The sequence below is a fragment of the Acetobacter oeni genome (genome assembly GCF_011516825.1).
GTDB lineage: Bacteria > Pseudomonadota > Alphaproteobacteria > Acetobacterales > Acetobacteraceae > Acetobacter > Acetobacter oeni.
Genome location: NZ_WOTA01000106.1, coordinates 1 through 558, shown reverse-complemented (window position 1 = coordinate 558; position 558 = coordinate 1). Strand labels below are relative to the sequence as shown.

The 558-nt window shown below is 53.4% G+C and carries 1 pseudogene; it reads left to right on the top strand.

From position 1 onward, the window contains the following. A pseudogene (locus GOB90_RS18795) lies at positions 1-548 on the top strand (IS5 family transposase); the annotation flags it as partial. Positions 549-558: the final 10 nt, after the last annotated feature.

Below are 558 nucleotides of genomic sequence, written 5' to 3'. Positions count from 1 at the left end.
CACAAGACCTTATACAATCGTTTCATTCGCTGGAGCCGCCCGGTCGAAACGTCTGATGATCGACGCGACACACCTCAAAGCGCACAGAACGGCAGCCTCTCTGCTTAAAAAAGGGCTTTTCCCCGCCATATCGGACGGACAAAAGGTGGCCTGAACTCAAAGCTTCATGCTGTGTGCGATGGCCAGGGACGCCCTGTCCGGCTCCATCTGACCGCAGGACAGGTCAGTGATTTCAAGGGAGCCTATGTTCTGCTGGCGGATCTTCCGGATGAAACGCAGGAAGTCCTCGGCGACCGGGGCTACGACAGCAACCGGATCAGGCAGAACCTCGCAGAACGAAACATCACCGCCTGCATTTCACCGAAGAAGAACAGAAAATCAAAGCTGCCTTACAACTGGCACCTGTATAAAAAGCGCCATCTGATCGAAAACATGTTCGCAAAGCTGAAAGACTGCGACGGGTCGCAACCCGATATGACAGATGCGCCCACACCTTCATGTCCGCAATCCATATCGCCGCAAGCTTCATCTTCTATCTCAAAAAATGAGTCCTGAGCC